Source organism: Arthrobacter sp. zg-Y769, assembly GCF_020907405.1.
Lineage (GTDB): Bacteria > Actinomycetota > Actinomycetes > Actinomycetales > Micrococcaceae > Arthrobacter_B.
On the sequence record NZ_JAJJOE010000017.1, the window covers coordinates 51,819 to 76,997 of the forward strand.

The 25,179-nt window shown below is 65.8% G+C and carries 22 protein-coding genes and 1 tRNA gene; 7 read left to right on the top strand and 16 right to left on the bottom strand.

Annotated elements, in window-relative coordinates:
* Positions 1-31: 31 nt before the first annotated feature.
* The gene (locus LOC60_RS15535; RefSeq protein ID WP_230026645.1) at positions 32-1,012 is read right to left on the bottom strand and encodes an ROK family glucokinase; all 981 of its coding nucleotides are present in this window, start codon (positions 1,010-1,012) and stop codon (positions 32-34) included.
* A 236-nt stretch (positions 1,013-1,248) separates the two neighbouring features.
* Between LOC60_RS15535 and LOC60_RS15540 the strand changes: the two genes are divergently transcribed.
* Positions 1,249-3,057 carry an AMP-dependent synthetase/ligase gene (locus LOC60_RS15540; protein WP_230026572.1) on the top strand — a complete coding sequence of 603 codons (1,809 nt, stop codon included), beginning with the start codon at positions 1,249-1,251 and terminating at the stop codon, positions 3,055-3,057.
* 33 nt (positions 3,058-3,090) lie between these two features.
* Here LOC60_RS15540 and LOC60_RS15545 read toward each other — a convergent pair whose 3' ends face one another.
* On the bottom strand, positions 3,091-4,518 hold the full coding sequence (locus LOC60_RS15545; protein ID WP_230026574.1) for a mycothione reductase: 1,428 nt from the start codon (positions 4,516-4,518) through the stop codon (positions 3,091-3,093).
* A gap of 44 nt (positions 4,519-4,562) precedes the next feature.
* A complete protein-coding gene (locus tag LOC60_RS15550; protein ID WP_230026576.1) occupies positions 4,563-7,961 on the bottom strand; it encodes a pyruvate carboxylase in 3,399 nt (1,132 codons plus the stop codon).
* Positions 7,962-8,218: 257 nt separating this feature from the next.
* Between LOC60_RS15550 and LOC60_RS15555 the strand changes: the two genes are divergently transcribed.
* Positions 8,219-9,061 (top strand): ParA family protein, encoded by an 843-nt coding sequence (locus LOC60_RS15555; protein WP_230026578.1) that lies wholly within the window; start codon positions 8,219-8,221, stop codon positions 9,059-9,061.
* Between the two features lie 79 nt (positions 9,062-9,140).
* Here the strand turns inward: LOC60_RS15555 and LOC60_RS15560 are convergent, their stop codons facing one another.
* The 9 genes from LOC60_RS15560 to LOC60_RS15605 form a co-directional block, all read right to left on the bottom strand.
* Entirely contained in the window at positions 9,141-9,728 is a 588-nt protein-coding gene (locus tag LOC60_RS15560) for a MerR family transcriptional regulator (protein ID WP_331460844.1), read from the bottom strand.
* A gap of 191 nt (positions 9,729-9,919) precedes the next feature.
* The gene (locus LOC60_RS15565) at positions 9,920-10,414 is read right to left on the bottom strand and encodes a bifunctional nuclease family protein (protein WP_230026580.1); all 495 of its coding nucleotides are present in this window, start codon (positions 10,412-10,414) and stop codon (positions 9,920-9,922) included.
* A 1-nt stretch (position 10,415) separates the two neighbouring features.
* Positions 10,416-11,165 carry a transcriptional regulator FtsR gene (gene ftsR, locus LOC60_RS15570; RefSeq protein ID WP_230026582.1) on the bottom strand — a complete coding sequence of 250 codons (750 nt, stop codon included), beginning with the start codon at positions 11,163-11,165 and terminating at the stop codon, positions 10,416-10,418.
* Positions 11,166-11,202: 37 nt separating this feature from the next.
* Positions 11,203-11,673: an FHA domain-containing protein gene (locus LOC60_RS15575; RefSeq protein WP_230026584.1), complete on the bottom strand. Its 471-nt coding sequence runs from the start codon at positions 11,671-11,673 to the stop codon at positions 11,203-11,205.
* Between the two features lie 249 nt (positions 11,674-11,922).
* Positions 11,923-13,191, bottom strand: a complete 1,269-nt coding sequence (locus tag LOC60_RS15580; protein ID WP_230026586.1) for a collagen-binding domain-containing protein — start codon at positions 13,189-13,191, stop codon at positions 11,923-11,925.
* A 673-nt stretch (positions 13,192-13,864) separates the two neighbouring features.
* Entirely contained in the window at positions 13,865-14,227 is a 363-nt protein-coding gene (locus LOC60_RS15590; protein WP_230026588.1) for an rRNA adenine N-6-methyltransferase family protein, read from the bottom strand.
* Between the two features lie 122 nt (positions 14,228-14,349).
* Complete coding sequence (locus LOC60_RS15595; protein WP_230026589.1) at positions 14,350-14,526, bottom strand: LPXTG cell wall anchor domain-containing protein; 177 nt, start codon at positions 14,524-14,526, stop codon at positions 14,350-14,352.
* Positions 14,527-14,569: 43 nt separating this feature from the next.
* Positions 14,570-15,013 carry an MSCRAMM family adhesin SdrC gene (locus tag LOC60_RS15600; RefSeq protein ID WP_230026591.1) on the bottom strand — a complete coding sequence of 148 codons (444 nt, stop codon included), beginning with the start codon at positions 15,011-15,013 and terminating at the stop codon, positions 14,570-14,572.
* Between the two features lie 325 nt (positions 15,014-15,338).
* Complete coding sequence (locus tag LOC60_RS15605; RefSeq protein WP_230026593.1) at positions 15,339-15,731, bottom strand: VOC family protein; 393 nt, start codon at positions 15,729-15,731, stop codon at positions 15,339-15,341.
* Between the two features lie 215 nt (positions 15,732-15,946).
* Between LOC60_RS15605 and LOC60_RS15610 the strand changes: the two genes are divergently transcribed.
* Complete coding sequence (locus tag LOC60_RS15610; protein ID WP_230026595.1) at positions 15,947-16,525, top strand: GNAT family N-acetyltransferase; 579 nt, start codon at positions 15,947-15,949, stop codon at positions 16,523-16,525.
* Here LOC60_RS15610 and LOC60_RS15615 read toward each other — a convergent pair.
* Positions 16,522-17,499 (bottom strand): PQQ-dependent sugar dehydrogenase, encoded by a 978-nt coding sequence (locus LOC60_RS15615; RefSeq protein WP_230026597.1) that lies wholly within the window; start codon positions 17,497-17,499, stop codon positions 16,522-16,524. The genes LOC60_RS15610 and LOC60_RS15615 overlap by 4 nt on opposite strands.
* 280 nt (positions 17,500-17,779) lie before the next feature.
* Between LOC60_RS15615 and LOC60_RS15620 the strand changes: the two genes are divergently transcribed.
* On the top strand, positions 17,780-18,466 hold the full coding sequence (locus tag LOC60_RS15620; RefSeq protein ID WP_230026599.1) for an Ltp family lipoprotein: 687 nt from the start codon (positions 17,780-17,782) through the stop codon (positions 18,464-18,466).
* Between the two features lie 150 nt (positions 18,467-18,616).
* Positions 18,617-18,829: a lipase family protein gene (locus LOC60_RS15625; RefSeq protein ID WP_230026601.1), complete on the top strand. Its 213-nt coding sequence runs from the start codon at positions 18,617-18,619 to the stop codon at positions 18,827-18,829.
* An 86-nt stretch (positions 18,830-18,915) separates the two neighbouring features.
* On the opposite strand, the gene LOC60_RS15630 is transcribed toward LOC60_RS15625, so the two are convergent.
* A complete protein-coding gene (locus LOC60_RS15630) occupies positions 18,916-21,645 on the bottom strand; it encodes an AAA family ATPase (protein WP_230026603.1) in 2,730 nt (909 codons plus the stop codon).
* Positions 21,646-21,921: 276 nt separating this feature from the next.
* Between LOC60_RS15630 and LOC60_RS15635 the strand changes: the two genes are divergently transcribed.
* Entirely contained in the window at positions 21,922-22,506 is a 585-nt protein-coding gene (locus tag LOC60_RS15635; protein ID WP_230026604.1) for a small multidrug efflux protein, read from the top strand.
* A 5-nt stretch (positions 22,507-22,511) separates the two neighbouring features.
* Positions 22,512-23,153 (top strand): hypothetical protein, encoded by a 642-nt coding sequence (locus LOC60_RS15640; RefSeq protein WP_230026605.1) that lies wholly within the window; start codon positions 22,512-22,514, stop codon positions 23,151-23,153.
* 106 nt (positions 23,154-23,259) lie between these two features.
* On the opposite strand, the gene LOC60_RS15645 is transcribed toward LOC60_RS15640, so the two are convergent.
* A tRNA-Pro gene (locus LOC60_RS15645) sits at positions 23,260-23,333 on the bottom strand.
* 191 nt (positions 23,334-23,524) lie between these two features.
* Positions 23,525-25,084, bottom strand: coding sequence for a ribosome biogenesis GTPase Der (der, locus tag LOC60_RS15650; RefSeq protein WP_230026606.1), 1,560 nt, complete (start codon positions 25,082-25,084; stop codon positions 23,525-23,527).
* Positions 25,085-25,179: the final 95 nt, after the last annotated feature.

Genomic DNA, 25,179 nt, shown 5'->3' on the forward strand with positions numbered 1-25,179 from the left:
GTTCCGTTCCCTTCCCCGCGGGCGCCGGGGCTCAGCGGCGTGCCGCGATCCTCGACAAGTCCGCGGCCCCGATCATTCCAGCCGCCGGACCCAGTGCCGCGCGCTCCATTCCGGCCGCGGGGCGGAAGCCCCGTCCGGTGAGGTTACGGGCAAAGGACCGCCGCGCCGGTAAGAGCAGCAGGTCACCGGCATCGCTCAGTCCGCCGCCGATAACGAACATTCCCGGGTCCAGGGCGGCGGCCAGGTTCGCCAGCCCAAGCCCCAGCCACTGCCCGACTTCGTCAAGCAGTTCGATGGAGGCCGGATCGCCGTCGAGGGCCAGACGGGTAACCACGGCGCCGGTCACCTGATCCGCATTGCCGTTCGCTGCCCGGAGCAGTTCCTGGGCCACCGGCGAATTGGCTGCGGCCAGCTCCCGTGCCTCCCGGCCCAGGGCGTTCCCCGAGGCGTACTGTTCCCAGCAGCCGCGGTTGCCGCATTCGCAGCGGTGCCCGCCGGGCATGATGATCTGGTGCCCGAACTCCCCCGCCACGCCGTACCGGCCGCGCTCAAGGCGGCCGTCGAGCACCATCGCTCCGCCGATTCCGGTTCCGAGGGTTACGCAGACCATCCTGCTCTCCCCCGCGCCGGCTCCAAACCGGTATTCGGCCCAGGCCGCGCCGTCGGCGTCGTTGACCAGGAAGACACGCCGGCGCAGCAGCCGCTCCAGGTTTTCGCGGAGGGGTTCGTTGCGCCAGGCCAGATGCGGGCTGAACAGCACGGTGCTGCCGGCGAGGTCCATCCATCCTGCCGCCCCGATTCCGACGGACCAGACATGGTGTTCCTCCGAAAGTTCCCGCACCAGGTCCACAATGACGGCTTCGACCTCCCGCGGATCCTGCCCCGGCGTCGAACGGCGTGCCTGCTTCAGCACGCGTCCGTCGCCGTCCACCAGTCCCGCCGCCACTTTTGTCCCGCCGATATCGATACCGATGGCCAGGCCGCGGCGACGCATCCGGTTCGGCAGCCTCATGGGCCTGCGGGTCCGGAACGGCTCGGTGGCGGCAAGCCGGCGCTGGACCGGGGTGGAAAGGGGGCGGGGAACGGGTGCTGGGGTTACTGGACGCATCAGAAACCTATTCTAGGGAAACGGCAAGAGCAGCGACGCGTTCGTTATCTATCCGCAAGGTTACCCGCGGGTACAGAAATGTGATCTACGTTATAGGCTGAACAGTGCCTACGGGCCTACCGGATATCAAAGGAGCTATCGTGCGAGAATTCAGCGTTCCCGTCCTAGCGGAGTCCCCGCCGCAGACGAACATCACCAATATGCTGCTCGACCAGGCAGCCAAGCCCAGCAACCCTGCTCTCTTTGCCATCCGGAACGGCCAGGGTGAATGGGAACGGATCAAAGCCACGGAGTTCACCAAGGACGTCCGCGCACTGGCGAAGGGCTTCATGGCCAGCGGTGTCAAGGCAGGCGACCGCGTAGCCATCATGTCCCGGACCCGGTACGAATGGACGCTCGTGGACTTTGCACTCTGGTTCGCCGGCGCCGTACCCGTCCCCGTCTATGAGACTTCCTCCCCTTCCCAGGTCGCCTGGATCCTCAGCGATTCCGGTGCTGTCGGCATTGTGGTGGAGGCAGCCCGGCATGAAAACATTGTCCGCACCGCCGCAGCAGATGAAGACCTCTCCATGGTCGCCAATGTCTGGCAGATCGAAGGCGGAGGCCTGGACCAACTACGCACCGCGGGCGCCCCGGTCAGTGATGAAGATCTCGAGAAACGCCGCACTTCAGCCGTGATGGCGGACCTGGCGACCATCATTTACACCTCCGGAACCACCGGCAAGCCCAAGGGCTGCGAACTGACGCACGCCAACTTCGTCGATGTGTCCCGCAACTCCGAACTGGCCGAGCCCGAGGTGGCCCGCGAAGGCTCGCAGACGATCATGTTCCTGCCCCTGGCCCATGTCCTGGCCCGCTTCATCTCCGTGCTGTGCGTGGCGACCGGTGCCACGGTGGCGCACACCCCCGATGTCAAGAACCTCCTCCCGGACCTGCAGAGCTTCAAGCCCACCTTCATCCTGGTGGTTCCGCGTGTGTTGGAGAAGGTCTTCAATGCTTCCATGCTGAAAGCCGAAGACGGCGGCAAGGGCAAGATCTTCTCCGCCGGCGTCGCTACGGCAGTTGCCTGGTCGAAGGCCAAGCAGGAGGGCAAGGTACCGCTGTCCCTGACCCTGAAGCATGCCCTCTTCGACCGCCTGCTGTACGGAAAGATCCGTGAAGCCATGGGCGGCAACGTGGACTACGCCGTCTCCGGCGGCGCTCCCCTCGGGGAGCGGCTGGGACATTTCTTCCACGGCATCGGGCTGCTGGTGCTCGAAGGCTACGGCCTGACTGAGACCACCGCCCCGCTGACCACCAACACTCCGCAGCTGGTCAAGCTCGGCACTGTGGGAGCGCCCCTGCCGGGGAACAGCGTGAAGATCGCCGACGACGGCGAGATCCTGGCCAAGGGCATCAGCGTGATGAAGGGCTACTACAACCGCCCCGATCTCAAGGACGAAACGTTCACCGACGGCTGGTTCCATACCGGCGACATCGGTGAACTGGACGCCGACGGTTTCCTGAAGATCACCGGCCGCAAGAAGGAAATCATCATCACGGCCGGCGGAAAGAACGTTGTTCCCTCGCAGCTGGAGGACTCCATCCGTGCCGATTCCATCGTTTCCCAGTGCGTGGTGGTCGGAGATGCCAAGCCGTTCATCTCGGCACTGATCACCCTGGATGAAGAAGCACTGCCGGGTTGGCTGGGCCGGCACAAGCTGCCTGCCACCATGACGGTAACCGAAGTTGCCAAGACCGACGAGCTGCAGCAGGAGCTTCAGGCCCTGGTGGACCGCGCCAACAAAAAGGTTTCCTCCGCAGAGGCGATCAAGAAGTTCCGCGTAGTCCCGACCGACTTCACCGAGACCAGCGGACACCTGACACCCTCCATGAAAATCAAGCGCGCCCAGGTGCTGCGGGACTTCTCGGACGTCATTGACGACATCTACAGCGGGCAGCACGTCTGATTCCCCGCACCTGCCGGGTCGGAGCTGCCTCGCCTAGAGGCGGTTCCGGCCCGGCTTTTCCTTTGTCTTCAGTGAGAGCAGCGCGTTTTCAACCACCTCTGTCAGTGCCGGGTGGATCCAGTACTGGCCCCGGGCCATGGTGGCGGCGTCCAACCCGAATTCCATCGCCTGTACCAGGGGCTGGATCAGCATGGACGCCTCATGGCCCATGATGTGGGCGCCGAGCAGCCGGCCGCTTTCCTTCTCCGCCAGCAGTTTTACGAACCCGGTGGAATCCTCCATTGCCCAGCCGTAGGCCGTCGAACCGTACTCCTGCACTGCCAGGGCGAGTTCGACGCCGCGGGCTTCCGTATCCGCGACCGCCTCGTCCTCGGTCATCCCGACGCTGGCAATCTGCGGGCTGCTGAAGACGGCTGCGGGCACGAAGCGGTGGTCCATGGCGCGAAGGTCCCCGGGATGCACCAGGTTATGCGCCACGACCCGGGCCTCGTGATTGGCCACATGCTTGAGCTGGTAGGGGCTGCTGATGTCGCCCAGCGCCCAGATTCCCTGTGCCGGCACGCCGGAGGCAAGGACCCTGCCGAAAGCGTCTACGGCCAGGCGTCCGTCCGGGGTCAGGTCCAGGCCTGCCGCTGCGACGTCCAGACGGTCGGTGTTGGGCGTTCGGCCGGTTGCGACGAGCACGAGGTCCACGTCCAGCGCCGACTCTCCTGCCGGTCCGGAGAGCACGGCATGGACCGAGCCGTCGGCGTTTTCCATCAGTGAATCCACGGTGGTGTCCAGCTGCAGGTTCCACTGCTTGGAGGCTTCGGCGGTAAAGCGCTCGGACAGGGTTTCGTCCAGGGACCGAAGCAACGCTCCCGAGCGCACGGCCAGGGTGACATCGGAACCGAAAGCGGAGAAGACAAACCCGAACTCCGCAGCAATGTACCCGCCCCCGATGATCAGCACCCTTGCCGGCAGCTCATCGATGCGCATCACCGTGTCGGAGGTGTGGACCTGGGGAAGGTCGATTCCCGGAATATCCGGCAGGACCGGACGGGATCCGGCGGCGACGACGATCTCGTCGGCCGTGATCTTCTTACCCAACGCCGTCACCAGCGAATGCGGCGAGTCGAAGCGCGCGTATTCGCTGAACAGCGTGACGTTCTCCAGTTCCTCGTCCCGGTAGCGGCGCCCGCCTTCGGAAATGGCGTCGATGCGCGTGAAGATCCGGTCCCGGATATCGCGCCACCGGACCCCCGCGGACACCGTGTCCACACCCAGCCGTACGCCGTCCACCGCGGCGGCAGCGAGCTGGGCGGGGTAGACGAACATCTTGGTAGGGATGCACCCGACGTTCAGGCACGTTCCCCCGAACGTGCCGCCGTCGATGATCGCTACCTTTTTGCCGTCCCAGTCCGGGGTGATGAGCGAGTTGCCGGAGCCGGAACCAATGATGGCCAGATCGAAGTGAGTCACCTCTTCAGTCTATGCAGTCATCTTCCGCACCCATCTTCCGGGTCTCATTTCGGGGCAATAACCAGCAGCAGGTCTCCGCCCTGGACCTGTTCCACCCGGGAGATGGCGACCCGTTCCACGGTTCCGGCGATCGGTGCGGTGATGGAGGCCTCCATCTTCATCGCTTCGATCGTGGCGACGGTCTCTCCGGCGGCAACCTCTGCCCCCTCCTTGGCGGTGACGGTGACGGCACCGGCAAACGGAGCCGCAACGTGCCCGGGTTCGGTCGGATCCGCCCTTTCCGCCGACTTGGTGGTGCTTTCGATGCTGCGGTCCCGGACCGAGACCGGCCGCATCTGCCCGTTCAGGGTGGTCATTACCGTCCGCATGCCCTTTTCATCCGGCTCGGACACCGCATCCAGGGCAGCGATCAGCTTCACGCCCTTTTCGAGTTCAATGACGTGTTCTTCCCCGCGGCGCAGTCCGTACAAGTAGTCACGGGTTTCGAGTACCGAGACGTCACCGTAGGTTTCCCGGACGGTCGCGAATTCCTTGGCGGGGCCGGCGAAGAGCAGCCGGTTCAGGGTTTCCTGCCGGGTGGCGGAATCCGCATGCAGGCCGGCCTTGTCCACTTCGGACAGTTCGACGTCGCGGGCTTTGATCTTGCGGCCCTGCAGCGCCTTGGTCCGGAAGGGCTCCGGCCAGCCTCCGGGCGGGTCGCCGAGTTCACCGCTGAGGAAGCCGATCACCGAATCCGGGATGTCGTAGTCCTGCGGGTTTTCTTCGAAGTCCTCCGGGGAGACATTGGAGCCGACGAGCTGGAGGGCGAGGTCGCCTACGACCTTCGACGACGGCGTGACCTTCACCAGGCGGCCCAGGATCCGGTCCGCGGCGGTGTACATGTCCTCGATGGCTTCGAAACGCTCCCCCAGGCCCAGTGCGATGGCCTGCTGGCGCAGATTGGAAAGCTGGCCGCCGGGGATTTCGTGCCGGTAGACACGGCCGGTGGGACCGGCCAGCCCTGATTCGAACGGTGCGTACACACGCCGCACAGCCTCCCAGTAGGGCTCCAACGCCCCCACGGCGTCCAGGCTGATCCCGGTATCCCGTTCGGTGTTGGTCAGCGCAGCGACCAGCGAGGACATAGACGGCTGGCTGGTGGTACCGGCCAACGGTGCACTGGCTACGTCCACTGCGTCCACTCCCGCCTCGGCAGCGGCCAGCAGGGTCGCCAGCTGACCGCCCGCGGTGTCATGCGTGTGCAGGTGGACGGGCAGGTCGAAGCGCTCCCGCAGCGCGGCAACCAGCTTGGCAGCCGCCGTGGGCCTCAGCAGGCCGGCCATGTCCTTGATGGCCAGGATGTGGGCTCCGGCGTCCACCATCTTCTGCGCCAGCTCCAGGTAGTAGTCCAGCGTGTAGAGATCCTCTTTCGGATTGAGCATGTCGCCGGTGTAACAGAGGGCCACTTCAGCCACGGCGGTGCCCGTCCTGCGGACGGCCCGGATGGCCGGCTCCATCTGCGAAACATCGTTCAGCGCGTCGAAGATGCGGAAGATATCGACGCCGGTGGACGCGGCTTCCTCCACAAAGGCCTCGGTGACTTCGGTGGGGTACGGCGTGTAGCCCACGGTGTTCCGTCCGCGGAGCAGCATCTGAATGCAGACATTGGGCAGCTGGTGCCGGAGGGCGGCGAGCCGCTCCCACGGGTCTTCGCCCAGGAATCGCAGGGCGACGTCGTAGGTGGCACCGCCCCAGGCCTCCACGGAGAGCAGTTCCGGCGTCAGTGCTGCCACCGCCGGTGCGGCTGCGGTTAGGTCCCTGGTCCGGACCCGGGTAGCCAGCAGGGACTGGTGGGCGTCGCGGAAGGTCGTGTCGGTGACGGCCAGTTCGGTGCGCTGCCGCAGGTCGGCGGCGAAGCCCTCCGGGCCGAGTTCCAGCAGCCGCTGCCGCGAGCCCGGCGCGACTTCGGGAAGGCCGGCGGGAAGCTTCTCGGCCGGGTCAATGTGCGCGACGGGATCGCCGTAGGGCTTATTGACGGTGACATCGGCCAGCCAGTTGAGCAGCTTCGTACCGCGGTCAGCGGAGCCGCGGGCATTGAGCAGCTCGGGGCGCTCCTCGATAAACGAGGTGGCTACGTCGCCGGCAACGAAGTCCGGATCGTCAAGGACGGCCTGCAGGAAGGAAATATTGGTGGCGACGCCGCGGATGCGGAACTCGGCCAGCGCCCGGCGGGCACGGTTGACTGCTATCGGATACGTCCGCCCGCGGCAGGTCAGCTTGACGAGCAGAGAGTCAAAGTGCGGACTGATTTCGGCACCTGCGTACACGGTGCCGCCGTCGAGCCGGACGCCCGCGCCGCCGGCGGAACGGTAGGCGGTGATCCGCCCGACGTCGGGCCGGAAGCCGTTCGCCGGGTCCTCGGTGGTGATGCGGCACTGGAGGGCGGCGCCGCGGATCTGCAGTTCATCCTGCTGCAGGCCCAGGTCCGCCAGGGTCTCTCCGGCTGCGATCCGCAGCTGGGACTGGACAATGTCGACGTCGGTGATCTCCTCGGTGACGGTGTGTTCCACCTGGACACGGGGGTTCATCTCAATGAAGACGTGCTGGCCGGCGCGTTCGCCGACCGTGTCCACGAGGAACTCCACGGTTCCCGCGTTGACGTAGTTCAGGGCTTTCGCAAACTTCACCGCGTCCCGGTACAGGGCCTGGCGGATGTTCTCGTCCAGGTTGGGCGCCGGCGCTATTTCCACTACCTTCTGGTGGCGGCGCTGCAGCGAGCAGTCCCGTTCGAACAGGTGCACGATGTTGCCTTCGGCGTCAGCCAGGATCTGCACCTCGATGTGCCGCGGACGCAGAACCGCCTGTTCCAGGAACACGGTGGCATCACCAAACGCCGTTTCGGCCTCCCGCATGGCCGCCTGCAGCGCTTCGGGCAGCTTGTCCGCGGTGTCGACCCGCCGCATGCCGCGGCCGCCGCCGCCGGCAACGGCCTTGACGAAGATGGGGAAGCCAATGTCCTCCGCCTCGCTGAGCAGCTTTTCGACGTCGGCGCTCGGCTCGGTGGAGCGCAGTACCGGGATGCCTGCCTTCCGGGCCGCGTTCAGGGCGTGGACCTTGTGGCCGGCCAGTTCAAGGATGTCCGCCGCTGGACCCACGAAGGCGATGCCGGCGTCGGCCGCAGCCCGCGCCAGGTTCGCGTTTTCGGAAAGGAATCCGTAACCGGGGTAGATGGCGTCACAGCCGGATTCCTTGGCTACCCGGATAATCTCGTCCACGTCCAGATACGCCCGGACCGGATGTCCCTCTTCCCCGATCAGGTAGGCCTCGTCGGCCTTCTGACGGTGGATGGAATTCCGGTCCTCATGGGGAAAGACGGCCACGGTCTTGGCGCCTAGTTCATAGGCGGCGCGGAAGGCGCGAATGGCGATCTCGCCCCGGTTCGCTACCAAAATCTTCGAGAACATGGGTCTCCTGGATCAATTGCGGATGGGGCACCCGGACAGATACCGCCATTATTTACCCACGGCAGAAGAGGCAAGCCCCAAGCCGTACCGGGACCCCGCCGGGGGCGGACCCCGGCGGGGTCGTGTTGGACATCACACTTGCACCAGTCTAATCGCCACCCCTGCAAAAGCCCGCTGCCAAGGTAACGGGTGTGCGTCACATAGAATGAGTCTGCAGCGTCCAGTGATCCCTAGACACGTTAGGTTTTGGTCAACAAGTGCAAGTAGTGAGCATCAGCAGCCTGAAGGGCGGCGTCGGCAAGACCTCCGTCACCCTGGGTCTGGCATCCGCCGCGCTGGCCGCAGGCATTCCGACGCTCGTCGTGGACCTGGACCCGCATGCCGATGCCACCACCGGCCTGGGCGTAAGCGCAGGCAACCAGCTCGGAATCGGCGAGATGCTCCGGACCGCCCGCCGCGCGCAGATTTCGGATCACGTGGTTCCCAGCGGCTGGGTGGCTAACGCCCGCCGCCTTGCCAAGGATTCCGGCGGCAGGAAACCCGTACTTGATGTAGCCATGGGATCGGCCTACTCCGGCATCTACGACCGTCCGGATCTGGGCAAACGCGATCTTCGGCGCCTGACCAACCTGCTGTCGCGGGTCTCCGGGTACGGACTGGTCCTCATCGACTGCCCGCCGTCACTGAACGGCCTTACCCGCATGGCCTGGACCGCCAGCAACCGCGTGCTGCTGGTTGCCGAGCCCGGACTGTTCTCGGTGGCCGGCACCGAACGGACCATGCGCGCCCTCGAGCTCTTCCGCGAAGAATTCGCCCCCAATCTGGCACCTGCAGGCATCATCGCCAACCGGGTGCGCCCCAGCTCCAACGAGCACGTCTTCCGGCTTGCCGAAATGAGGCAGATGTTCGGCGAACTCCTGCTGAGTCCCACCATTGCGGAGCAGGCGAACTGGCAGCAGATCCAGGGCGCCGCCCACTCGGTGCACCACTGGCCCGGCGAATCCGCCAAGCAGGCCGCCGGAACCTTTGATGCCCTGATGAAGAACCTGACCGATTCCGGCAGCGTGCGTAACCGCGTGATGCGGCGGCCGGTGGCATAACCCCGGTCGGCAGCCGGGCAGCCGGACAGATAAAAGGAAGGGCATCCCCGCGGGGATGCCCTTCCTTTTGAAGCGTGCACTAGCTGATTTTGCGGGCGACGCGACGCTGGCTCAGTTCATCCCCCGGAAAGTCCTGCTCGTTGACGTGCTCACTGGGCAACTGCGCAAGACTTCCCTCAACCTCTCGCCATACCCGGCCGACGGCGATGCCGAAGACTCCCTGGCCGCCCTGCACCAGGTCGATGACCTCGTCGGCGGAAGTGCACTCGTAGACACTGGCACCGTCGCTCATCAGGGTGATCTGCGCCAGGTCCTCGACGCCGCGTTCCCGCAGGTGCTCAACGGCGGTGCGGATCTGCTGGAGCGATACACCGGTGTCCAGCAGACGCTTGACGACCTTTAGTACCAGGATGTCCCGGAAGCCATAGAGGCGCTGCGTGCCGGAACCGGCCGCACCGCGTACGGCGGGTTCCACCAGCCCGGTGCGTGCCCAGTAATCCAGCTGACGGTAAGTTATCCCTGCAGCCTTGCAGGCAGTGGGGCCACGGTAACCTGCGTCTTCGTCGAGAAGCGGCAGATCCTCGGTGAACAGCAAGCCCTGGGCGCTGTGGGAAGGGATGCTCCCCGGTGCCACGGCGTGTTCGCCGGCATCGCCTTTCGGACTCACGTGTGCCTCCTAGTAACGGTTCCCTGGGGGTCGGCACGGGCCGGAGCTGTCAGGGCTTCTTCAGTGTGCCCCGAGAACTCCCCCGGTGCAATGGGAACTCTATTCTTCGACGTTAGAACCGTCGGGCACCAAGGTCAAAGATGCCGGGTACTTTTTCGCAGGCGTGTCGGAGGCACCTGCGTAAATGACGGTCAGCGCTCGAAGTCTTCGGGCTCGACGTCGGCCAGGAACTCCCGGAACTGACGCATCTCCTGCTCCGCGTTGTCCTGCTCTTCCTCGTTGTCGGGGTCGGCGTCTGCAATCCGGACGCCGGCCTCGTTGAGGACCTCATCCGCGCAGTAGATAGGGCACGGAATCCGCAGGGCAACGGCAATGGCGTCGGAGGCACGGGAATTCACAGCTGTTCCGTCCTCGAAGACGATTTCCGCGTGGAACACGGTGTCTTCGACGGAGATCAGCCGGACGAGGGTGACTTCCCGCTTCAGTGCATGGATCAGGTTCACCAGGAGGTCGTGCGTCATGGGACGCGGAGGGACAATCCCCTGCTGCACGAAGGCAATTGCACTGGCTTCCGGGGCGCCGATCCAGATAGGCAGGTGCCGTTCACCGTTGATTTCCTTGAGCAGGACCAGCGGCTGATTGGACGGGAGCTCTATCCGCACGCCAACAACTTCGACTTCCTGCATCTCAGCCCTCCATCCGTGCGATTTGTCCGTGCACCAAGGCGCTGTGCAGGCTCAGGCACAGATCGCTGATCTCGCGGGCGGTCTCAGCTGCACGGGCCTTCGAAGCTACGTCGCGCCGGGACGCAACAGGGGCAACCACGCGTTCGACCAGTCCGAGTTCGCGGTCGGCGGCGGCACGGAAGGGACGCAGGTGACGCGGTTCGATGCCGTGCGCCTCGAGCTGCACGCAGGCCCTGGCAACCTTCAGCGCATGCTCGTCATAGGTTTCATCGGCGCTGCTGATCAGTCCGTAGCTGGCCAGGCTGTGCACCAGTTCGGTGCTGGCTCCGGATTCCTGCACGAGTTCGTTGAACGTCAGGGTCCGGGCGTGGACGCGTGCCGAAAGCTCTCCGGCCAGCTGGTCCGAAACGACCCGCGGGGACAGGGACATACCGCCGGGGAGGGACTCAGGCCGCTCTCCGCGGTCGATCGCGTCCAGGTAGTCCTTGATGACCTTCAGGGGCAGGTACTGGTCGCGCTGCAGTGCGAGGACAAAACGGAGGCGTTCGACGTCGGCAGTACTGTACTTGCGGTAACCGGCGGCCGTACGCTGCGGCGTCACCAACCCTTTTTCCTCGAGGAAACGGATCTTGGACGCACTGATGGCGGGGAAATCGGCGCTTAGCTCGCTCAGGACCTCGCCGATATTCAGCACCCTGCCGCGCAGCCGTTCCGGTCCGGTGGTGCGCCTGACGGACTGTGATGCTGACATGTCTACTACCTTATCTGCCCTACGCCGGGGCCTGAGCCTAGTGTCCGGCAGATGCGGGGCGGGCGGCGTAGAAAGTGAGGCGGAATTTACCGATCTGCACTTCGCTGCCGGTGCGCAGCAACACGCTGTCCACGCGGTCATGGTTCACGTAAGTGCCGTTCAGGCTCATGGAGTCCACCACGCGGAATCCCTCGGGGGTGCGGCGGAACTCAACATGCTTGCGCGAAACGGTGACGTCATCCAGGAAAACGTCGGCATTGGGATGCCGGCCGGCGGTAGTGACGTCCTGGTCCAGCAAAAAGCGTGCACCGGCGTTCGGGCCGCTGTGGGCGATCAGCAGGGCTGACCGTGCGGGCAGCGCCGCGACGGCAGCCCGCTCGTCCGGGGTCAGCTTCGGCTCCACCGACGTGGAGTCGGACATCGGTGGAAGACTGATGGATGTGGTGTCTTCCGCGCTGGGCGCCGGTCGGTTGCCCGCTCGTTCGGCGCTGTACTGCTCGCCCGCCATGTGCAATTTCCTCCCCAAAAAGAAAACTGATCAGCCAAATTTATCTGGCTGATCCGGTTCCGATGACTGTTTCTGCCTTACCTGCTGTCTCAGCCTACCCGTAACCGGGCCGGTACGGCACTGGTTTACGAGTACTACGTTCGACATGGGCGCGCCGAACAACAGGGTATGCGGGGCGGACGCCCCCTGGCCCGTCAACCTGAACCGCCCTTAAGCGGATGCCGACGGGGCCACTTACACGGCGGCAGACTAGGCGCGGTGCCGCCGGGATAGAAGCAGAATGACCGTTCCGGCTGCGAGGAGTACGCCGGCGAGCCAGCCCAGTGGCGTACTGTCGGCTCCCGTGTCGGCCAACTCGCCGCGGCTCCTCCCGCCGAATGCACCGGCAGGAGGATTAAACGTCGGGCCTGCGTCCGGACCGGGAAGCGAGGGAGCCGGCGTAGAGGTACCGGTAGGCGTCGGGGTTGGCGTCGGCGTCGGGGTGGGCGTCGGGGTGGGCGTCGGGGTGGGGGTGGGCGTCGGAGTTGGCGTCGGCGTCGGGGTGGGCTCGGCTTCGCAGTTCAAAGTGGTGGCGAAGGCTTCGTTATGGACCTCCCGTGTGCCTATCCGCGGGCCTAGCTGGCCGTGGGTGAAGGAAGCGGCAATGACGTTCCCTTCGATGTTCTGCGTTGTCCCCCACTCAAGGTCTGCATTGGGGGCGTAGATGGTTCCCTGTATTGCAGCTCCACCCGTGGCCACCACACTGGTGGCATCGGGGAAGTTCCAGAGCATGTATGGGGCCTGGGCCCGGCTGATACCGGCAAGGTTCGGCGTGGTTCCGAAGAACGTTGGCCCTGTGATGTTCACCAGTAACGGTGTCTGCGCCGAGGGGAGGTTCGTGAACGTGATACCGGCGAGGTCAGCAAACTCATCCGCGGTAATGTTCAAAACGTTGGTCACGCCTTCATCGAGGGTGATATACGCCGTGGTGCCCTGTGTGACGGGCCGCTGGATCGGCGTACCCGCCGCATCCCGAAGCACTAAGGTGTCCGAGCAGGCACCCATCTCCTGTGTCAGGGTGCGGTACGAGGCGAAGGCATTTCCGAGATCAATAATGCCTTCGACGGCAGCTACCGAAGCGGGCGTCTGCTGGAGGGTGCCTGTTATGTTGGGCGTCGCTTCGTAGGGCTGCCCGGGCTCAACCAACCGGTAGTTCACGGCTGCGCCGTTGATATCGGTGTCGTATGCCGTGTAGGTCGCCGTGTTGGCCACCTTGGTTGTTCCCTGCTGCACACTGATTATGTCTCCAGTCTCCGGCCAGACAATTCCATCTCCCACCCAAAGGGCCACCGGTGCCGGGTCCCCGGGCGGCGTTGGAGTCTGCAGCGGCCCCGCGACGCCCACGTTATAGGGCGTGTTGAAGGCGAGGTTTCCTCCGGTTGCTATGGATCCCTCCGACTCGTCGGCGTTGAGCGTCGTATCGCCCTCGACCACCACGAGAAACCCTGAATTGGCGGGATTTGCGGCATCGATGGTCACCGGATTGATTCCGGCTATCTGCGCGGACGCCGTTATGGACCCGCCCAGTATGAGCCCGCCCGATAACAAGCAGACTGATATGGCTCCGACTGTTGCGAATCGCCTCGTTATCATGCCGGGGATACTGGCACAGCGGGTTTGGACAGGACAATCGTAAACTCCGGTACTGGTGCGAATCACCTCGAGAAACAATGAGCCTGGGCATAGAGGAGACACGGGCGTGGGATGCCCCGCCGCCGTCGGCGTCCTGCGCAACGGGACCGGCACTACGGCTCGGCTGGGTGCAGATACGGATGCACTGCCCGTAAAGGAAGCCACTGGACTTCCATATCCCACTACTGTCACTGCCACGGATGCCGAGGGTAAACGGTGCCGGTGGACCATGCGCGGACATGTCCTGGAAAATCCCTCCACTCGATCCCCTAATTACGCACCGGCCACTGATCCGACGCTGGCGATTGGGGCGCGGGCGCTGGTCCTGGCCGCCAGGACCAGCGCTCCCGACAGAATAGGTCCCGATCAGGAGCGACGGCGGCGGACCTACCTGCGGTCGCTCCTGATTGCGGAACAGCGCGACGTCTGTGCCCTACCCTTGGACACGGGTGTTCCGGGCGGACTGTTAGGAGGGTTCCGCCGCCAACACCAGCCCGTTTACGCGCAACCTCCCACTGTGTCAGCAGCAGCGCATAGGTCCAGGCACCCGTTCCGAGGAGTCGGCGAAGGGCGTGGTGAGGTGAAAGGGGATGTTCCCCACGACCTCCGGCCGGTCATACGGAACGGCCAGGGCATCGGAGTGCTGCACCTGCACGCCGGGTAACCTCCGTTGCAGCCGCCGCACGCAGCCGGGATCCAGGCCGATGGCCAGCAGGTCGCGTCCGAGGGCAGCAAGCGGACGGGTCAGGGCGCCGTTTCCGGCACCGAGTTCCAGGATGCTGCCGCTCGCCGACGAGCGGACGAGGTTCAGGACCAGAGGGATGGTGGGCCGGTGGATCAGGAAATTCTGGCCGAGCTCCTGCCGGCAAAAAGAGGAGGACACGGCGACAGGCTTGAGGGTTCCACAGGGAACCGCATGTACCACGGAAGAACGGCAGCCGGTCCCTGGACGGGGCCGGCTGCCGTTCGCCGTCGGGGTTCTTCCCCGACAGGGCGAGGATTCTCCTACGATTCCCTGGCGCCGCGGCGCCGCGTGACGTACACGCCGGCCGCACCGGCTATAAGAAGGCCTCCGGCGCCCAGCAGGGCGAGAGAGGTGCCGGTTGCACCGGTGTCGGACAAACCGGGGGTCACAGCATTGGGCGTGCCGCCGGTCCTCATGCACGGCGGAGTGATGGACACTACCTGGACCATGGTTACCCCGCTCTGGACCGTGGTTACCCCGCTATGAGTCTCCGTTGGGATCGGGGCCGGGCTGTACGTCTCCGTCGGCGTCGAGGTCGGGCTGTCCGACGGCTTCGGAGTCTTCGTATGCGTCCAGGTCGGCGACGGCTTCGGAGTCTTCGTATGCGTCCAGGTCGGCGACGGCTTCGGAGTCTTCGTATGCGTCCAGGTCGGCGACGGCTTCGGAGTCTTCGTGTGCGTCCAGGTCGGCGACGGCTTCGGAGTCTTCGTATACGTCGGCGACGGCTTCGGAGTCTTCGTATACGTCGGCGACGGCTTCGGCGTCTTCGTTGGCGTCGAGCTCGGGGTGGATGTCGGGGTTGGCGTTGCGGTTGGCGTTGCGGTCGGGGTCGAGGTCGGCGTGGATGTAGGCGTTGAGGTTGGGGTCGAGGTCGGCGTGGATGTAGGCGTTGAGGTTGGGGTCGGGGTGGGGGTCATCCGACACGTCGGCGTCGGATCGGAAACCGCCAGGAGTACTCCGGATTCCAAGGTGGAGGCAGCGTTGGCCCGACCCGAAGCGGCCGGTTCGAGTGCGGCAGCTGTGGGGGCAGTGGCCAGGGAGCCTGTGAGGGCGAACGCGGCTGCCAGGCCGCAGATTGAAGGGGTGACAAGGGCGCGAGGGAAACGTTTAGTCTGCATGCGCCAGAGGCTTGCACCGTGATTTGGTCTTTTCAAGCGTAATAGGGGCATCTTTTTAACCTTGGCCCCAGTGATCCCATCAGCACCGGTGGCCGCAGCCGATCGTGTAGGAGTCGTGGATGCCGCGGAGCTCATTCATCGGTCATCCACTGGACTAGTTGAACAATCAGGCCGTTCGGATCGCGGTACTGCGCAAACCGCTCACCCCAGGACTCCGTTTCCGGGCCCGTGACGACGTCCACGCCGTCGGCCAGGAACTGTTGGTGGACTTGGTCGAGATCCTCGACAACGTGCACCAGCAGCACCCCATCCCGGGCGCGTCCGGCGACCTCCGGCGGCTGAAACGTCGCGAGGCCCGTGCGGAGGAAAATGAGGTTTGATCCCCCGCCCGGATGCCGAAGTGAGACAAATCCGTCGTTTTCCATGTCTACGGCGTACCCGAGATGCCGGATGAGGAAGGCGGCGGAGGCTTCCGGCGCGGGAACGTTCAGGGAGACGGCGAAGGAGGTTACTTTGGCAGGCATGGCTGGTCCTTTCCCGGGCTTGCTCAGGCGGCATTCTTCACGGAGCTGCGGCTCCCCCTCCCCGGATTGCTTATGCTGGCCTCACTTTCCGCGGCGCGGATGCCGGCCGCTCGGTCCTCTGCGTGACCCGCTTCCGTTGCCTGAACCGGCAGGTTACGGTACGAGGGAATCGAGCCGTAAGCGTCACGAGCATCCTCAGCCTTAGGAGCCGCGAAATGATCGAGGTCCACCCTGCCACCGCGGACCGGTTCGACGACGTCGCCGCAGTCCTGGCGCCGAAGAACCCCGACGGCCAGGCCTGCTGGTGCCTCAGTTACCGCCTCCCGACGTCCGACTTCCGTGCCCTCGCCGGTCCCGACCAGCAGGGCAGGCTGCGCCGGTATGCGGAGGAGGGCACCCCGCCCGGCGTCGTCGCCTATGTGGACGGTGAGGCCGCGGGCTGGTGTTCGGCGAGCCCTCGTGCCAGCCACCACCGGCTGCGGTCCTCACGGACCATCCCCACCGTCGACGACGTGCCGGTGTGGAGCGTGGTCTGCCTGGTTATCCGGCCGCAGTTCCGCCGGCAGGGACTGGCCCGGCACCTGCTCGACGGCGCCGTCGACTATGCCCGTTCCGCGGGTGCTCCGGCACTGGAGGCCTACCCGGTCGACGCCGCCGGCGGCAGGATCAGTTCCTCGCTCGCGTACGTCGGCACTACTGCGCTGTTCGAGGCAGCCGGCTTCGAACGCGTGGTGGAGACTGCATCGAAATCCGGCGGGAAGACCCGGTGGCTGATGCGGAGAAGCCTCGCCTAATCCGTTTCCAGACGGAGAATCCGGTCGTCATCCTGCCCCGGACGGCCGCGGCCGTCGGTGTTGTTCGTCAGGATCCACACGCTGCCGTCCGGAGCGATGACGACGTCGCGCAGCCGGCCGTACTCCCCGGCCAGGAACTCGGTGGAGGCCCCCAGGTCATCGAACGGGACCGCCCGCAGCCGTTCCCCGCGCAGGTTGGCGATGTACAGGGATCCGCCCGCCACGGCGATGCCGCTCGGGCTGGCTTCCCCGGGCGTCCACTGCTGCACCGGGTCGATGAAGCCTTCCTCCCCGGCGATGCCCTCGACCTGGGGCCAGCCATAGTTCCCGCCGGCCTCGATGACGTTCAGTTCATCCCAGGTGTTCTGCCCGAACTCGCTCGCGTAGAGGACGCCGTTGCTGTCCCAGGCGATGCCCTGCGGGTTGCGGTGCCCGTAGCTGTACACGAGTGCTCCCGGGAACGGGTTGTCCTCCGGCGCGGTGCCGTCCGGTGTCATCCGCAGGATCTTGCCGGCGAGCGACTCGCGGTCCTGGGCATTGTCCCGGCTGCCGGCGTCGCCCGTCGTGGCGTACAGCATTCCGTCCGGCCCGAAGGCAAGGCGGCCACCGTTGTGGACGGGGCCGGCGGGGATTCCGTCGAGGATAGTCTCCGCTTCGTCCAGCGCCAATGACCCGGGGTCACCGGTGATGCTGCGGCGTTCGATCCGGTTCCCGCCGTCCGCGGTGAAGTAGGTATACAGATACCCGTCTCGGACGGCGATGCCGAGAAGCCCGCCCTCTCCCCTGCCACCGGCGTCCTCGATAGTGCCTATTTCGCGGGTGTTGCCGTTGGCGTCGAGCTCCAGGATCCGCGCGGAATCCCGTTCACTGACCAGCGGGATGCCCTCGTGGAACGCAATGGACCAGGGTACGTCGAGGCCGGTGGCGAGGACTTCCCGGACGTTGGTTTCCGACGGTGATATGGGGCTGGACACTTCGGTCTCCGCCTCCCCGCTGCCGGAGCAACTAACGAGTGCGGGAATGACGATTGCCAAAAACCACACCACCGGGCGTTTTCGCGGCATTTGCCCCCCTAGCCTCGTACAGAGTGGGTGCTGAAGCGGACACCGGGCAGAATCCGGCAGGAAGTCCCAAGTCCATGATGGGCGTTGTTGGCTGGCTGGGACAACGGGCTCCAAAGCAGCATTTTGTGTGTCCCAGAGAGGTGCCTAGAATTGATTGCCCCTTTTTTACTGGAAAGGAGAGACGTTGGCTATGCCATCAGCAACCAAGCAATCCCTACGCAACCAAGACCCGACGCTCAGCGCAGTCACCGAAGCGCCCGGGAAAAAACGCAGGAAGTGGCCGTGGATTGCAGGCATCATCCTTGTCCTGGCCGCCGGATCCGCAATCGACGGTGGGTCCGACACCGAGTCGACCCAATCCCCGTCCGTAGAAACCCAGGTGGAGTCCCAGGACATATCCGGCGTTGACCAAGCCGCGGGACAGGAAAACCTGGCCGGCGGGCAGACAGAAGCGGAACCTGCTCCGATCGATCAGCAGCCAGAAGCAGAGTCTGCTCCGATCGATCAGCAGCCAGAAGCAGAGTCTGCTCCGATCGATCAGCAGCCAGCAGCACCGGCTGAAAGCGGCGTTCCGGCTGATTTCAAGTCCGCGCTCCGCCAGGCAGATACTTATGCGAACAAGATGCACATGTCCAAGCTGGGGCTGTATGACCAGTTGACCTCTGAGTACGGAGGTCAGTTCTCACCGGAGGCCGCCCAGTATGCGGTTGATAATGTCGAAGCCGATTGGAATGCGAACGCATTGGCCAAGGCGAAGGATTACCAGGAGGACATGGCTATGTCGCCGAGCGCCATTTATGACCAGCTGGTTTCCGAATACGGAGAGCAGTTCACGCCTGCCGAGGCTGACTACGCTGTCCAGAATCTGAACCAGTAACCCGGCCCGAACTGCTAAGAACCGTCCCGCCAACAGGTGCGGGACGGTTCTTCTCTTTGCCGGGCACCTTGACCCTGGCCTGACAGGCGGCCGAAACTGGCCGGAAGCGATTGATACTCCCCGGCCGCGCCCCGCTTCCCTGATGAGGACATGTCAGCCGCTACCAGGCGCAGGGAAATCGAACGGCACCGGGACGCCCTTGGACCTGAGCTGGTGATCGTCGGGCATTCCTTCGGCGCATCGATGGCCCTGCTGCACCTCGCCGATGATTTTCCGGGCTCTGCACCGCTGGGGCTCGCCCTTCTGGCCATGCCTTTCTGGGGGCCCGCCCCGGCTGCCGCAGGCACTGGTCCGTCGCCATGAGTCGGGCGGGCACCAGTTCGAGGGGCGCATGGGGCCGGTCGCCGGCGACGTCGCCACACCCGCGGGCTAGTCGCCGGCAACAATCCCTACGTAAGGGACAGCTCGCGGAGCTGACGGCGCGAGGTGACGCCCATTTTGCGGAAAATATTGCGGAGGTGGGCATCAATCGTCCGTGGGCTGAGAAAGAGTTCCGTGGCGACTTCGCGGGAGGTTGCACCGGTGGCCACCAGTCGGGCGATGTGCATCTCGTGGGCGGTGAGGGAGTCGGCCGGCTGGGCGCTTCGCTTGCGGGGGTGCTCGCCGGTGGCGCGAAGTTCGCGGGCGGCGCGGGCGGCGAACGCCTCGGCGCCCATGTCCAACAGCATCCCGTGCGCGGTGCGGAGCTGTTCGCGGGCGTCCTGGCGGCGGCCCTCGCGGCGGAGCCACTCGCCGTAGACGAGGTGCGTTCGGGCGAGATGGGTGGTTATCCGGCAGCGGTTGAGTTGCTCGATCGCCTCGCGGAAGTGTTCCTCAGCGGCTGTCCCCGTAGAGGTCAAAGCCCGTGCACGCGCCGCCAGACCGAGCCCCCACGGCGTACCGCTGGCGAGGGCGCGTGAAGTGAGTTGCTCCAGCGCATCGGCCGCACTCTCCGGCCGGCCGAAACGGCACGCCGCTTCGACGAGTTCAGAGTGGGCCAGGTTGTTGAACCTCACCGCTTCGGCGTCGATGGCCCGTGCCGCCGCGGCATGAGCTGCGGAGTAGTCGCCCAGACCGTTATGCAGCACCGCCATGGCGTACTGTGTCAGGGCATCCTCGGTGCTGTGCGCCTGTCCGGCAGCCTTGCGGACAATGCTCGCGCGCATCCCGGCGGTCTCGTCTGGACGGCCGCGCCAGGCAGACAGGAGGAGCTGCGCGTGCAGCAAGGGCACAGCCTCGGTCGCGGCTGCGATCGCTGCGTGCTCGGCGGCGCGGTCGAACTCACCCGAGAGCACTTGTATGACGGATTGGCCCAGAAGTGCGTCCGGGAGTGCGGCAAGCGCGCCGGTCTCACGGGTCAGACGGACATGACGGATGGACACCGCGTGGAGCATCTCGTCGTCGAACACCGACATTGCGGTTCGGCTGGCGAGCCACCCCCAGCGGCAGGTGTCGGCGACGCTCAGCGCATCAACATCCTGCTCCTGGCCTCCGAAGGCCGCCAGCGCCCGCCGCAGCCCCGGCACACCGGCCGAATACCCCTGCGTGAAGGTCGTCACAAGTCCGTCGAGCAGCAGATCCGCAGGCCGCGGAGACCCCGTCGCGGCGGGCGCCGCCAGGGCGGCTTCGGTCACTTCCGGTATGCCGCGGCCGCGGCGGAAGTCACCGGTGACGATCGCCGCTTCGAGCGCGCGCAGATACGTCTCACGGGACAGCACCGGGTCCAGCGGGGCCAGGCTCTTAGCGGCTTCCAGCAGCATCCTCTGCCCGTCGGCGTCGCGCGCGAGGTGGAACACGATCCGGGCGCGCAACAGCTCGAGGCGAGCCTGCTGCAGGGTGTCGAGCGGCCCGGCCGAAGCGACCGTCAGCAGCTCCGAGGCGTCTGCACCAGCCTCGTGCTTGTCCTGCGCGGCCTCCAGCGCCCGGCTCGCGCGGGTGGCAGGGTCAGGGGTCAGTCTGGCCGCATGCCCCATGAACGCCGCCGCGGCGGCCAGCCCGCCGCGGGCGCGCGCCCGGCCTGCTGAGCGCACCAGCTCAGCGGCGGCGTCCTCGTCGGTGCCCAGCACGGCCTGGGCCCGGTGCCAGGCGCGGCGGTCGGGGTCGACGTCCGGATCGATGGCAGCGGCCAGCGCGTCGTGTGCACGGCGACGCTCCAGCGGGGCGGCGGATCGAAGCACAGCTGAACGCACCAGCGGATGGCGGAACCTCACCCGTGTATCAATCTCCAGGAGTCCGGCGGCCTCTGCAGGCGCGGCAGACTCGCCGCCGATCCCCAGGTGCGCGGCCGCGCGCCACAGCAGCGCCACCTCGCCGGTAGGATCGGCCGCGGCAACCAGCAGCAATAGTCGAGTAGGTGCCGGAAGGCTGTCCGCGCGGCGCCGAAAGGTGTCCTCGATGCGGTGCGTGATGCCCGGCACCGGCTCGAACCCGCCGGCCACCCATGCCACCGGCGCGCTTCGGGCCAGCTCCAGCAGCGCGAGAGGGTTCCCGTGCGCCTCCGCGACGACGTGCTCGCGCATCCCGTCGTCCAGGGGTACGTAGTCGGCTGCTGCCAGCAGCTCCCGTGCGTCGGCCTCGTCGATCCCGCCCAAGCGTACGACGGGTATGCCGTCGAACCCGCGCACATCGCGCTCGGTGGGATCCCGCAGCGCGAACACCAGCGCCATCGGCTCCGCGGCGACCCGGCGTGCCACAAAGGTGAGGACCTGAGCCGACGCCTCGTCCAGCCACTGCGCATCGTCAACGACGCACAGAAGGGGCCCTTCCTCAGCGGTCTCGGCCAGCAGGTTGAGGGTGGCCAGTCCGATCAGGAACCGATCCGGCGCTGCACCGCTTCGCTGCCCGAACGCCACGCCCAGAGCGGCCTGCTGCGGCTCGGGCAGGGCACCCATGCGGTCCAGCAGGGGTGCGCACAACTGATGCAGGCCCGCAAAAGCGAACTGCGTTTCGCACTCCACCCCGACCGAGGACACTACTCGGAACCCCGAGGCATCAGCCCTGCCGCGGGCGTACTCGAGCAGCGCCGTCTTTCCGATACCCGCTTCCCCTCGCACGATGACTGCCCCGCTCAGCCCGGCCCGTGCCTGCGAGAGGAGGTTGTCGACCGTCGCGCGCTCCGCGGACCGGCTCAGGAAGTCCATCAGTGTCGCTCCCTTCAGAGCATGACGGCACCTTATTAGGCAATGTTCGCCTACGCAATCGAAGTCGCTCCGGGCCAAGCGGCTAGGTGGAAACCGGCGGAAAGGCAGGGGTATCCGCCGACGCGAAGGCGCCGCCGCCGGTGCGAATCTGAAGACTCCGATGCAGGCGAAGCTCCGACCCAACCCAGACCTGGGAACACGGTTTCTGCTGGGGACAGTTTCGAGAACCGCACGAATCCACGACCCGCATAAGACCCAAGAAAGAAGCGCCGAACCATGAACCCCATTCAGGAACTGATCATTAACTTCCAGGATCTGGCGGCCCAAGTGCCCGAGATCATCCGGCCCTTCATCGTGATGCTCGCCGGGGCGGTCCCGTTCATCGAGACCGAAGGGGCCTCCGTGATCGGCATTCTCGGCGGCCTCCACCCTATCGTTGCCGGTATCGCCGCCGCAGTCGGCAATTTCCTGAGCGTGGTCCTCGTGGTGCTCTTCACGTCCCGGACCCGCACCGCGGTCACCAACCACAACAGGGGCCGCGTCGCGGCTACTCGCAGCGCCGAGCGTGTCCCGGCCTCCCCGGGTTACCAGGGGTCCGCTGCGTTCGAGGAGACGGCGCCGGCCAAGCCCGTATCAAAGGGGCGCCAGCGCTTCATGAAGTGGCTCGTCCGCTTCGGCGTCCCCGGCGCAAGCATCCTCGGTCCCCTCGCGATCCCGACCCAGTTCACATCCGTGATCCTCATCGCCAGCGGGACCTCCCGTGGCTGGGTGCTGCTCTGGCAAGGTGTAGCGATCATCATATGGACGACAGTGGCCACAGTGTCGTTCTGGGCCGCCCTCACTTTCGTCGTCGGGGTCTGAGTCAAGTGACACCCAAAGAGACGCTGGAACCCGGGGACGGCCATACGCTTCCGCGCTATCGATGGTGGCAGCTCTTCTCGCGTTCCCTCTTTCATCTGCAGCTCACCGGCGAGGACGGTGCACCGGAGATCTGGTCCGTAGACGTCCGGCCCGGGGGTGATTCGGACGGCGAAGTGCGCGCGCAGCTCTACCGCAACGGGGTCCACCAGGCCGGCTCAGAGCCCCCGGCAGTGTTCGCAGTGCCGGGTGGCGCCATCGAGGTCGAGGTCAGCATCTTCGGGCTCAGGCGGTGCCACTATGTGACGCCCGACGGGTCCGAGCGGCAGCTTCTACCTGATCCTGCCTCGGCCGAAGGGCTGCGCGCCCGACTGGAACGGACCAATCCGGCGCTGAGCCGTGCCGTTGGCATCGTATCGGCCAGCGTACTCGTGGTCGCGCTTGTGCTCGGCGTTCCGCAGATCGTCGAGCAGATCATGCAGGTCCCGCCCATCGCGGAGAGCATCGGCACGTTCTCCAGCCCGTTCCAGCTTCCGGCACCGGCGAACTCAGTGCTGCTGCTGGCAACGCTGGCAGCAAGCACCGAGCGGGCACTCCGGCTGCGCTACAACTGGGTCCTCGACGGCGGGTTCCTCGAGGGTGGTGATTAGGGAATACGGCCGGGCTCTGCGGCCGCCTCGAGCCTCGAGCGCCTCAGCCCGGCGCCCTCGTTAACGACAAAAGCCTGACGAAACTTGCGTTTCATCAGGCTTACCGTCGGGTTGACAGGATTTGAACCTGCGACCCCTTGACCCCCAGTCAAGTGCGCTACCAAGCTGCGCCACAACCCGCAGTTCTTCCGGAATCCCTCCCGGCTGAACCACCTCAAATACCTTACACCACAACCGGCCGTTCCGCCGCATTGGGGCTCACGCGCCCGGGCCCGGCAGGTCGAGGGAACCCCAGCCATTACCCGCAAACGCGTAAAACCCCGGGCCCGCTCCCCCAAAAGGGACCGGGACCGGGGTTTTACGCCAAAGACTTAGCGCTTGCTGGTCTTGCCGCGCTTCTCGCGGACGCGCATGCTGACCTCGATGGGCGTTCCCTCGAAGCCGAAGGTTTCACGCAGCCGGCGGGTGATGAAGCGGCGGTAGCCGGGATCCAGGAAGCCGGTGGTGAACAGCACGAACTTCGGCGGACGCGAGGAAGCCTGCGTACCGAAGAGGATACGGGGCTGCTTGCCGCCGCGCACGGGGTGCGGGTGGGCCGCCACAAGCTCGCCCAGGAACGCGTTGAGCTTTCCGGTGGGGATGCGCTTGTCCCAGTTCTCCAGGGCGGTATCCAGTGCCGGAACCAGACGGTCCTTGTGCCAGCCGGTCTTGGCGGAGATGTTGACGTGCGGAGCCCATTCAACGTGGGCCAGGTCCCGCTCGATCTCGGTCTTGAGGTAGCGGCGGCGTTCGTCGTCGAGCAGGTCCCACTTGTTGAAGGCGAGGACCAGCGCGCGGCCGGATTCAATGGCCAGCTGCAGGATGCGGACATCCTGTTCGCTGAGGACCTCGTCCACCGCCAGGAGCACAACGGCGACCTCGGCCTTTTCGAGGGCAGCCTGGGTACGCAGCGAGGCGTAGAAGTCGGCGCCCTGGGCCATGTGCTGGCGGCGGCGGATACCCGCGGTGTCGACGAAGCGCCAGGTGCGGCCGCCGAGCTCGATCATTTCATCCACCGGGTCACGGGTGGTGCCGGCAGTGTCGTCAACCACTACGCGTTCAGAACCGGCCAGCTTGTTCAGCAGCGAGGACTTGCCCACGTTCGGGCGGCCGATCAGGGCGATACGGCGCGGGCCGCCGGAGCGGTCCAGTCCGCCGTACGCGGAATACTCCGGCAGCACATCCAGGACGGCGTCGAGCATGTCGCCCGTGCCGCGGCCGTGCAGGGCCGAAACCGGGTACGGCTCACCGAAGCCCAGGCCCCAGAGGGCGGAGGCGTCGGCTTCATTCTGGATGTCGTCCACCTTGTTGGCGACGACGACGACGGGCTTGCCCTTGCCGCGCAGCATCCGCACCACGGCTTCATCCGTTGCGGTGATGCCGACGGTCGCGTCGACAACCAGCATGACGGCGTCGGCGTGGTCGACGGCGATCTCGGCCTGGTCGGCAACCCGGCGGTGGATACCGCGGGCGTCGTGTTCCCAGCCGCCGGTGTCCACCAGGGTGAAGTTCACGCCGTTCCAGGTCGCAGGGTAGGACACCCGGTCACGGGTCACGCCGGGAGTATCCTCAACGACTGCCTCGCGGCGGCCGAGGATACGGTTCACCAGGGTGGACTTGCCCACGTTCGGGCGGCCCACAATGGCGACCACCGGATCCTGGCGCAGCGGTGCGTCTTCGTCGTACTCTTCGAAGCCGCCGGCGAGCAGCGCGGCGTCTTCTTCGTCAAGTTCATAGTCGTCGAGGCCGGCGCGGAGGGAACGGGCGCGGACATCAGCCTCGTCGTCGTCCATTGCCTCCAGGCGCTCGTCGATGGAGTCTACTCCGGACGGGATGTACTCGTCCGTGGTCCCGTCACCGGCGGTGTCGTCGTTGAGAGGTTTTCCGTTCATTGAATTGCTTTCTTTCCGTTGAGGTCTGCAGCACTGCGTACAGGCCGTCGCCGGACGTTCAGCCCGGTAAGTGTGAGGGAGGATTTCAGCGGCGT